This is a genomic window from Isoptericola sp. NPDC057191 (assembly GCF_042670225.1).
Lineage (GTDB): Bacteria > Actinomycetota > Actinomycetes > Actinomycetales > Cellulomonadaceae > Isoptericola.
Genome location: NZ_JBHUWC010000155.1, coordinates 1 through 9,546, shown reverse-complemented (window position 1 = coordinate 9,546; position 9,546 = coordinate 1). Strand labels below are relative to the sequence as shown.

At 74.1% G+C, this 9,546-nt stretch carries 7 protein-coding genes and 1 tRNA gene; 1 reads left to right on the top strand and 7 read right to left on the bottom strand.

Annotated features, from left to right (window positions below):
* Window positions 1–45: 45 nt before the first annotated feature.
* The 7 genes from rpmE to argS form a co-directional block, all read right to left on the bottom strand.
* The gene (rpmE, locus tag ACFT55_RS16080; RefSeq protein ID WP_380244846.1) at window positions 46–255 is read right to left on the bottom strand and encodes a 50S ribosomal protein L31; all 210 of its coding nucleotides are present in this window, start codon (window positions 253–255) and stop codon (window positions 46–48) included.
* A gap of 164 nt (window positions 256–419) precedes the next feature.
* Window positions 420–2,450, bottom strand: coding sequence for a transcription termination factor Rho (gene rho / locus ACFT55_RS16075; protein WP_380244845.1), 2,031 nt, complete (start codon window positions 2,448–2,450; stop codon window positions 420–422).
* 281 nt (window positions 2,451–2,731) lie between these two features.
* Entirely contained in the window at window positions 2,732–3,703 is a 972-nt protein-coding gene (gene thrB, locus ACFT55_RS16070; RefSeq protein ID WP_380244844.1) for a homoserine kinase, read from the bottom strand.
* 33 nt (window positions 3,704–3,736) lie between these two features.
* Entirely contained in the window at window positions 3,737–4,843 is a 1,107-nt protein-coding gene (gene thrC / locus ACFT55_RS16065) for a threonine synthase (RefSeq protein WP_380244843.1), read from the bottom strand.
* Window position 4,844: 1 nt separating this feature from the next.
* Complete coding sequence (locus tag ACFT55_RS16060) at window positions 4,845–6,197, bottom strand: homoserine dehydrogenase (RefSeq protein WP_380244842.1); 1,353 nt, start codon at window positions 6,195–6,197, stop codon at window positions 4,845–4,847.
* 93 nt (window positions 6,198–6,290) lie between these two features.
* Window positions 6,291–7,655 (bottom strand): diaminopimelate decarboxylase, encoded by a 1,365-nt coding sequence (lysA, locus tag ACFT55_RS16055; RefSeq protein WP_380244841.1) that lies wholly within the window; start codon window positions 7,653–7,655, stop codon window positions 6,291–6,293.
* Complete coding sequence (gene argS, locus ACFT55_RS16050) at window positions 7,652–9,319, bottom strand: arginine--tRNA ligase (RefSeq protein WP_380244840.1); 1,668 nt, start codon at window positions 9,317–9,319, stop codon at window positions 7,652–7,654. The genes lysA and argS overlap by 4 nt, the downstream gene beginning before the upstream one ends.
* Window positions 9,320–9,439: 120 nt before the next feature.
* Between argS and ACFT55_RS16045 the strand changes: the two genes are divergently transcribed.
* Window positions 9,440–9,512, top strand: a tRNA-Arg gene (locus tag ACFT55_RS16045).
* Window positions 9,513–9,546: the final 34 nt, after the last annotated feature.

Below are 9,546 nucleotides of genomic sequence, written 5' to 3'. Positions count from 1 at the left end.
GCCCCTGGAGAGGTTGTCGGGCGGACCGCCGGCGCTGCGAGGGCGCTAGTTCTTCTTGCCGTAGCGCGCCTGGAAGCGGGCGACGCGGCCACCGGTGTCGAGGATCTTCTGCTTGCCCGTGTAGAACGGGTGGCAGGCGCTGCAGACCTCGGCGCTGATCTTGCCGGAGGTCGCGGTGCTGCGGGTCGTGAACGTGTTACCGCAGGTGCAGGTCACCTCGGTGAGGACGTACTCGGGGTGAATACCGGACTTCATGATGCTCCTTGGTGAGATGCCACCGGGTCGCCCCGCAGGACAGCGGGCCGTGAACCGGAAGGCCGACGAACCATTGTGCCAGAACGCAGAGCGCCTGGAGAAATTCCTCGGGTCGGTCCCGTCGGGACCCGGTGCGGGCCCCGACGGGATCGGACGGCGAGGTGTCAGATCGTCTCGCCCGGGTTCTCGTCCGAGAGCCCGGCCGGCGTCGTCTTCTGCACGTGCAGCAGGAACTCGACGTTCGACTTGGTCTTCTTGAGCTGGCCGAGCAGCAGCTCGATCGCCTGCTGCTGGTCCAGCGCGCCCATCACGCGACGCAGCTTGTAGACGATGCCCAGCTCGTCCTTCGCCATGAGGATCTCCTCGCGGCGCGTGCCCGACGCGTTGACGTCCACCGCCGGGAAGATCCGCTTGTCCGCGAGGTTCCGGGACAGGCGCAGCTCCATGTTGCCCGTGCCCTTGAACTCCTCGAAGATCACCTCGTCCATCTTGGAGCCCGTCTCCACGAGCGCCGAGGCGAGGATGGTCAGCGAGCCGCCGTTCTCGATGTTGCGCGCCGCGCCGAAGAACTTCTTGGGCGGGTAGAGCGCCGCGGCGTCCACACCACCGGACAGGATGCGGCCCGACGCCGGCGCCGCGAGGTTGTAGGCGCGCGACAGACGGGTGAGCGAGTCGAGCAGCACCACGACGTCCTGGCCCAGCTCGACCAGGCGCTTGGCCCGCTCGATGGCGAGCTCCGCGACGATCGTGTGGTCCGAGGCCGGGCGGTCGAACGTCGAGGCGATGACCTCGCCCTTGACCGTCCGCTCCATGTCGGTGACCTCTTCAGGCCGCTCGTCCACGAGCACCACCATGAGGTGGACCTCGGGGTTGTTCGCCGTGATCGCGTTGGCGATCTGCTGCATGATGATCGTCTTGCCGGCCTTGGGGGGCGCGACGATGAGGCCGCGCTGGCCCTTGCCGATCGGGGCGACGATGTCGATCACGCGCGGCGTGAGACGCGTGGCCTCCGGGTTCTCCAGGCGGAGCCGCTCCTGCGGGTACAGCGGCGTCAGCTTGGTGAACTCGGGGCGCTGGTGCGCCTCCTCGATCGACATGCCGTTGACCGAGTCGAGCCGCACCAGGGCGTTGAACTTGCTGCGGACGTTCTTGCCGGCCGGCTGCTCGTCGCCCTCCCGGGGCTGGCGGATGGCGCCGACGATCGCGTCGCCGCGGCGCAGACCGGCCTTCTTGACCTGGTTGAGCGACACGTAGACGTCGCCCGCGCCGGGCAGGTAGCCACTGGTGCGCACGAACGCGTAGTTGTCGAGGATGTCGAGCACGCCGGCGACGGGCAGCAGCACGTCGTCCTCGCGCACCTCGACGTCGTCGAGACCGGCCACGTCGGGGGCGTTCGTCCGGCCGCTGCGGTTGCGCTTGCGGTCGCGACCACGGTCCCGGCCGCGGCGGCGGCGCGAGCCGCGCTCGTCGTCGTCGTCGCGGCGCTGCCGCTCGTCGCGCTGGCCACCGCCCTGCGCGCCGGAGCGCTGCGGGGCAGAGCCGTCGGTGGCGCGGCCCTGGCCGGAGCGCTGGCCGTCGCCGTCGCTCTGACCCGCGGCCTGGCCGCCCTGGCCCGCGGCCTGGCCGCCCTGGCCAGCGTTCTGACCCGCGTTCTGACCGCCGGAGCGTCGGGCACCCCGCTCGCGGGGCGCAGCCACGGCCTCGGCCAGCTGCGCAAGACGCGCCTCGCGGTCGGCGTCGGAGCGCTGGTCACCGCGCTGCTCGCCACGCTGCTCGCCACGTTGCTCACCCTGGCGGGCGGGCTGGGCGGCAGGGGCGTCGTCGGCGCCGGAACGCTGCTGCGGCGCGGCGTCGCTCTCGGCGGAGCCGGTCGAGCGCGTGGCGCGGCGCGAACGACGGGGCGCCTCGGCGCCCTCGGCGCGCGTCGCGCGGGCGTCGGACGTCTTGGGCTGGTCGGCCGGGGCGTCGCTGCGGACCGTGGGTGCCACGGCGGTCGCCGCGGCGACCGGGGCAGCGGCGGTGCGCGCGCCCTGGCCGCCAGCGGCCCGGATCGCGTCCTGCAGGTCGCTCTTGCGCATGCGGGACGTGCCCTTCACGCCCATGCCGGAGGCCATCGCCTGCAGCTCGGCAAGACGCATCGAGCTCAGGTTTCCGGATGCGGCGGAGCCGTTCCGGCTGTCGGTGGTGTTCGTCACGAAGGACCCTTCCCCCTCGTATGCGGCCCTCAGATGTCACGGGCCGGGGTGGCTGCCGTCCAGGCGCGGGGAGCGCCGAGACGCGTGGAACCTCGCATCAGTGGTACGACGACGTCGGCTGGCGGGGTTGGTGTTTCGCCTTCTGCCGGGACTGCCGCGGCGGGTCGTGCACCGCATCGCAACCGCCAGGCACCTGGCTCCGACCGGGCACGCGAGCGTGCCGTGCGGTGGGAGGGAGTGCCCTCGCGATCGATCCCGAAGGCTCAACGCATCATATCACCTCATGCTCGTCCGGAGGCCGACACGCCGCCTCCTTCGAAACCCGGCCCGGCGGTCACGCGCCGCGCGACCGCGCCGTCCGTGTCGATGCCCAGGCGGAGCGCCCGCCAGCCCGCCACGTCGTCGACGAGCTCGGCCAGGATCCCGTCGAGCCGGGTCGTCCCCTCCCCCGACGTGAGCACGAGCACGGTCGGCCCCGCGCCGGAGATCGTGGCCGCGAGGCCCTCGGCCCGCAGCGCGCGCAGCAGCTCTGCCGACCCCGCCATGACGGCCGCCCGGTAGTCCTGGTGCAGGCGGTCCTCGGTCGCGTCGAGCAGCAGCTCGGGGCGCCGCGCCAACGCCTCGACCAGGAGGCCGGCGCGGCCCGCCGTGAAGGCTGCGTCTCCGTGCGGCACCTCGGCCGGCAGCACCCCGCGGGCCCGGCTCGTGGCGAGGCGGTGGTCGGGCACGAGCACGGTGGCCTCGATGCGCTCGTCCACGTCCAGGTCGACGGCGCGCGGGCCGTCCGCCGTCCGCCAGGCGAGGGTGGCGCCACCGCGGATCGCGGGCGCCGCGTTGTCCGGGTGCCCCTCGAACTCGGTCGCGATCCGCAGCACCGCGTTCGCGTCGAGCACGTGCGGGTCTGCCAGCAGGGCCCGGGCCGCGACGATGCCCGCGACCACGGCCGCCGACGACGAGCCCAGCCCCCGCGCGTGCGGGATGCGGTTCAGGCACCGCAGCCGCAGCCCGGTCCGCGGCGCGCCCGCGAGGTCCAGCGTGTGGCGCAGGGCGCGCACCACGAGGTGGTCCTCCCCCGCCGGCACCTCGCCGGCGCCCTCGCCCTCGACCTCGATCTCGACGTCGCCGCTCGCGAGGAGCTCGACCTCCAGCTCGTCGTGCAGGGCGAGGGCCAGCCCCATCGCGTCGAAACCGGGGCCGAGGTTCGCGCTGGTGGCGGGGACGCGGACGAGGACGTGGTCGGCGCCGAGCTGCATGGGGTTCCCCTCCCGGGGCCGTGAGGAGTGGACTCAGTCGAGGCCGAGCGCGTCCGCGATGGACACGACGTCGGCGCTCACGCGAAGGGGAGCGACCTCGCCGCCGTCGGGCGTGCGCAGCGCCCACTGGGGGTCCTTGAGGCCGTGCCCCGTGACGGTCACGACGACGCGCGCGCCGCCGGGGACCAGGCCGCGCTCGGCCCGGGCGAGGAGCCCCGCGACACCGGCCGCGGACGCCGGCTCGACGAAGACGCCGACCTCGGCGGACAGCACGCGGTGCGCCGCGAGGATCTGCTCGTCCGTCACCGCCTCGATGACGCCCCCGGACCCGTCGCGGGCGGCCTCGGCCTGCTCCCACGAGGCCGGGTTGCCGATGCGGATCGCCGTGGCGATCGTCTCCGGCTGGTCGACGGGGTGACCGTGCACGATCGGCGCGGCGCCCGCAGCCTGGAAGCCCCACATCTGCGGCGTCCGCGTGGCGACGGCGCCCGCCGCCTCGCCGGCGTCCAGGCCCGCGTACTCCCGGAAGCCCTTCCAGTACGCGGTGATGTTGCCCGCGTTGCCCACCGGCAGGCAGTGGATGTCGGGGGCGTCGCCCAGGGCGTCGACGATCTCGAAGGCCGCCGTCTTCTGGCCCTCGATGCGGTCGGGGTTGACGGAGTTCACCAGCTCGACCGGGTACACCTCGGCGAGCTTGCGGGCCGCCACGAGGCAGTCGTCGAAGTTGCCGTCGACCTGCAGCAGGCGTGCGCCGTGCGCGACCGCCTGGCTGAGCTTGCCCATCGCGATCTTGCCGTCGGGCACCAGCACCGCGCACGTCATGCCGGCGCGGGTCGCGTAGGCCGCGGCCGACGCGGACGTGTTGCCCGTCGACGCGCACACGACGGCCTTGGCGCCGCGTCCGGCCGCCGCCGAGATGGCTGCCGTCATCCCCCGGTCCTTGAACGACCCGGTCGGGTTCATCCCCTCGACCTTGACGTAGACGTCGGCGCCGGTGCGCTGCGACAGCGCGGGCGCGGGCACCAGCGGCGTGCCGCCCTCGCCGAGCGTCACGACACGCTCGCTCAGGTGGGCGGGCAGCCGGTGGGCGTACTCGGTGATGACACCGCGCCACTGGTGGGCAGGCTGTGGCGTGGACATGTCAGGCTCCCTCGACTCGCAGGACGGACGTGATCTCGTGCACCGCGTCGAGGCGGCGCACGGCCGCGACCGTGGCGGCGAGCGACGCCTCGCGCGCGGCGTGCGTGGTGAGCAGCAGCGCGGCGGTGCCCTCGGTGCCCACGACGTACGGCTCGTTCGGGGCCTGCCGCACGGTGTCGATCGACACGCCGTGGTCGGCGAGGACCTGGGCCACCTGCGCCAGCACGCCGGGCCGGTCCGCCACGACGAGGCGCACCTGGTAGCGGGTGACCGCGGCGTCGTGCGGCAGCACCGGCAGCGACGCGTAGGCCGACTCGCGGGGCCCTCGGCCACCGGCGACCCGGTCGCGGGCGACCGACACGACGTCGCCCAGCACCGCCGACGACGTCGGCCGCCCGCCCGCGCCCTGGCCGTAGAACATCAGCGGGCCGGCGTCGTCGGCCTCGACGAACACCGCGTTGAACGCCCCGCGCACCGCGGCGAGCGGGTGCGTGGACGGCACGAGCGCGGGGTGCACGCGCACCGAGACGCCCTCGGCGGTCTGCTCGGCGATGGCGAGCAGCTTCACCACGTGCCCGGTCTGCTGCGCCGCGGCGACGTCGGCCGCCGAGACGCCGGTGATGCCCTCGCACGCGACCTGGGCCAGGGAGACGCGCGTGTGGAACGCCAGCGAGGCGAGGATCGCGGCCTTGGCGGCCGCGTCGTGGCCCTCGACATCGGCGGTCGGGTCGGCCTCCGCGTAGCCGAGCGCCTGCGCCTCCTTGAGGGCGGCGGCGAGGTCCAGCCCGTGCGTCGCCATCTGGTCGAGCACGTAGTTCGTGGTGCCGTTGACGATCCCGAGCACGCGCCGCACGTGGTCGCCCGCGAGCGACTCGCGCACCGGGCGGACGATCGGGATCGCGCCCGCCACGGCAGCCTCGAACGACAGGTCCACGCCTGCCGCGTCGGCGGCCTCGAACAGCTCCGGGCCGTGCGCCGCGAGCAGCGCCTTGTTCGCCGTGACGACGCTCGCGCCTCCGGCGATCGCCCGGTGGATGAGGCCGCGCGCGGGCTCGATGCCGCCCATGAGCTCGACGACGAGGTCGGCCCGGTCCACGAGGGCGTCCGCGTCCTCGGTGAGCAGCTCGCGCGGCACGACCGTGCCCACGCCCTCCCGGGGCCGGCTCGCGTCGCGCACGGCGATGCCCACGAGCTCGAGGCGCGCTCCCGCCCGGGCCGCGAGGTCGTCGGCGCGGGCGACCAGGGTCTGCGCGACCTGCGTCCCGACGACGCCGCAGCCCAGCAGGGCGACGCGCAGCACGCCGGGTTCGGGGCGCGGTGCGGCCGGAGGCACGGGGACGGAGGCTGCAGGCACGGGGAAACCTTCGGAACGGGTGGCCGGGACGGTGGTCAGGATAGCCGCGCCGCGCGGTCAACGGGCTGACCGTCCACAGGCGCCCTCTCCTCGTCAGCCGAGGTCGAGCGCCAGCAGGTCGTCGACCGTCTCCCGCCGCACGAGGACGCGCGAGGCGCCCTCGGCGACGGCCACCACCGGCGGCCGCGTGAGCAGGTTGTAGTTGGACGCCATCGACCGCCCGTACGCGCCGGTCGCGGCGACGGCGAGCAGGTCGCCCGCGCGCACGTCGCCGGGCAGGAGCACCTCGTGCACGACGATGTCGCCGCTCTCGCAGTGCTTGCCCACGACGCGTGCCAGCACAGGCTCGGCGTCCGACGTCCGGCCCACCAGCTCCGCGTGGTACCGCGCGTCGTAGAGCGCCGGACGGATGTTGTCGCTCATGCCGCCGTCGACGGACACGTACGTGCGCACCCGGCCGTCGTCGAGCGCGACCGGCTTGACCGTGCCGACCGTGTAGAGCGTCAGGCCCGCCGGGCCGACGATCGCACGCCCCGGCTCGATCGAGATGCGGGGCAGCGTCGTGCCGAGCTCCGCGCAGACGGCGGCCACCGCGCTCGCCACGTCCTTGGCGATGCGGTCCGGGTCGAGCGGCACCTCGCCCGGCAGGTACGCGATGCCGTAGCCGCCGCCGAGGTCCACCTCGTCCACCAGCACGCCGGTGCGCTCCGCGAGCTCCGCCCGCAGCCGCAGCACCACCCGCGCCGCCGCCTCGAAGCCCGCCGGGTCCAGGATCTGCGAGCCGATGTGGGAGTGGATGCCGAGCAGCCGCAGCTCCGGCCGGGCGACCACGGCGAGCAGGGCCCGCATCGCGGGCGGGTCTCCCCCGTCGGCGCCGGCGTTCACCGACAGCCCGAACTTCTGGTCCTCGTGCGCGGTCGAGATGTACTCGTGGCCGCCGGCGTGCACGCCGGTCGTGACCCGCACCATGACGGGCGCGACCACACCGCGGGAGGCCGCGAGGGCAGCGACCCGATCCACCTCCACCAGCGAGTCGACGATGATCCGGCCGACGCCGGCGTCGAGGGCGGCGAGGACCTCCTCGTCCGACTTGTTGTTGCCGTGCAGGCCGATCTCGGCGCCGGGCACGCCGGCCCGGAGCGCGACGGCGAGCTCGCCGCCGGACGCCGTGTCGACGCGCAGCCCCTCCTCGCGGGCCCAGCGCGCCACCGCGACGGTCAGCAGCGCCTTGCCCGCGTAGTAGACGTCCACGCCCGTGCCGACCTCGGCGAACGCCGTCGCGAACGCCGTCCGGTAGCCCCGGGCCCGGGAGCGGAAGTCCGCCTCGTCGAGCACGTACACCGGGGTGCCGTGCGTGGCCGCGAGGTCACCCACGGCGACGCCCGCGACCTCGACCGCGCCGTCCGCGCGCCGCTGGACGCCGCTCGCCCAGGGGACGCCGAGGACGCCCGCGGTCACATCCGCTCCGGGGCGGAGACGCCGAGCAGCTCCAGACCGTTGGCGAGCACCTGGCGCACGGCGTCGTTGAGCCACAGGCGCGTGCGGTGCGTGTCCGTGACCTCCTCGTCCGGGTACGGCGTCACGCGGCACTCCTGGTACCACTTGTGGTAGTCGGCGGCCAGCGACTCGAGGTAGCGCGCGACACGGTGCGGCTCCCGCAACTCCGCGGCCTGGGACACGATCCGCGGGAACTCGGTGAGCGAGCCCACGAGCGCGGCCTCGGTCTCGTGCGTGAGCAGCGCCGGGTCGAACGCGTCCGCCCCGTCCGGGCGGGTGCGCACCACGTCGCGGTCGGCCGCGTTCCGGTCGACGGCGCAGGTGCGCGAGTGGGCGTACTGCACGTAGTAGACGGGGTTGTCGTTGCTCTGCTTGAGCATCTCCTCGCCCGACAGCGACAACGGCGAGTCGGCCGGGTAGCGCGCGAGCGAGTAGCGCAGCGGGTCCGAGCCGAGCCACTCGATGAGGTCGTCCATGTACAGGGCGTTGCCCCGGCGCTTGCCCATCCGCTCGCCGCCGATGTTGACGAGCTGGCCGATGAGCACCTCGATGTTCGCCTCCGGGTCGTCGCCCGCGCACGCGGCGATGGCCTTGAGGCGGTTGATGTACCCGTGGTGGTCGGCGCCGAGCAGGTAGATCTTGCCCGGGAAGCCGCGGTCCTTCTTCGACAGGTAGTACGCGGCGTCGGCGGCGAAGTACGTGGGCTCGCCGTTCGCGCGGATCATCACGCGGTCCTTGTCGTCGCCGAAGTCCGTGGTGCGCAGCCATACCGCGCCGTCGACGTCGAACACGTGACCCTGCTCGCGCAGGCGCTCGACGGCCTGCTCCACCGCGCCCGACTCGTGCAGGGTGCGCTCCGAGAACCAGACGTCGAAGTGCACGCCGAAGGCGTCGAGCGTGCGGCGGATCGCCTCGAGCTGCGCCTGGTAGCCGAGCTCGCGCGCGGCCGTGGCGGCCGCGGCGGCGGGGAGGTCGAGCAGGTCGGGCTCCTGCGCCAGCACCTCGGCGGCGCGCTCAGTGACGTACTCGCCCGGGTACCCGCCCTCGGGCACGTCCTCGCCCTTGGCGCGAGCGACGATGGACGCGCCGAACTTGTCCATCTGCGCGCCGGCGTCGTTGATGTAGTACTCCGCGGTCACGTCGGCGCCGGCGGCGCGCATGATCCGCACGAGGGCGTCGCCCAGGGCTGCCCAGCGGGTGTGCCCGATGTGCAGCGGGCCCGTCGGGTTCGCCGAGATGTACTCGAGGTTGTGGACCTGCCCCGCGAGGGCGTCGGTGCGGCCGTACTGCTCGCCCGCGGTGACGATCGACCGGGCGAGCTCGCCCGCGGCGCCCGCCTCAAGCGTGATGTTGAGGAAGCCCGGCCCGGCGACGTCGGCCGCCTTCACGCCCGGCGTCGCCACGAGGCGCGCCGCCAGGTCCTCGGCGAGGGCCCGCGGCGTCGTGCCCGCCTTCTTCGCGAGCTGGAGGGCCACGTTGGTGGCCCAGTCCCCGTGCTCGCGCTGCCGCGGTCGCTCCACGTGGACCGAGGCCGGGACGGCGTCGGCGGGCAGGGCGAGGGTGCCGTCGGCCACGGCCGAGGCGAGGGCAGCGCTGAGTGCTCCGGAGAGCTCGTCGGGGGTCACCGGGCGATTCTACAAAGGTGCGGCACGGGTCCGTGCGCTCGGTTGCCACCCGGACCCCGAGGTGCTGGTAGTCTCGTGCACCGTGCCGACGGCTTCGCGTTGTCGATCGTGTCGGCGCCCGCGCCTGTAGCTCAGTGGATAGAGCGTCTGCCTCCGGAGCAGAAGGTCGGGGGTTCGAATCCCTTCAGGCGCACCGACGAAGAGCGGCCCTGGTCATCGACCAGGGC

What these genes read in the sequence shown, in the direction of transcription:
- rpmE (WP_380244846.1), bottom strand. Translation starts at nt 255, where the DNA reads ATGAAGTCCGGTATTCACCCCGAGTACGTCCTCACCGAGGTGACCTGC.
- thrB (WP_380244844.1), bottom strand. Translation starts at nt 3,703, where the DNA reads ATGCAGCTCGGCGCCGACCACGTCCTCGTCCGCGTCCCCGCCACCAGC.
- thrC (WP_380244843.1), bottom strand. Translation starts at nt 4,843, where the DNA reads ATGTCCACGCCACAGCCTGCCCACCAGTGGCGCGGTGTCATCACCGAG.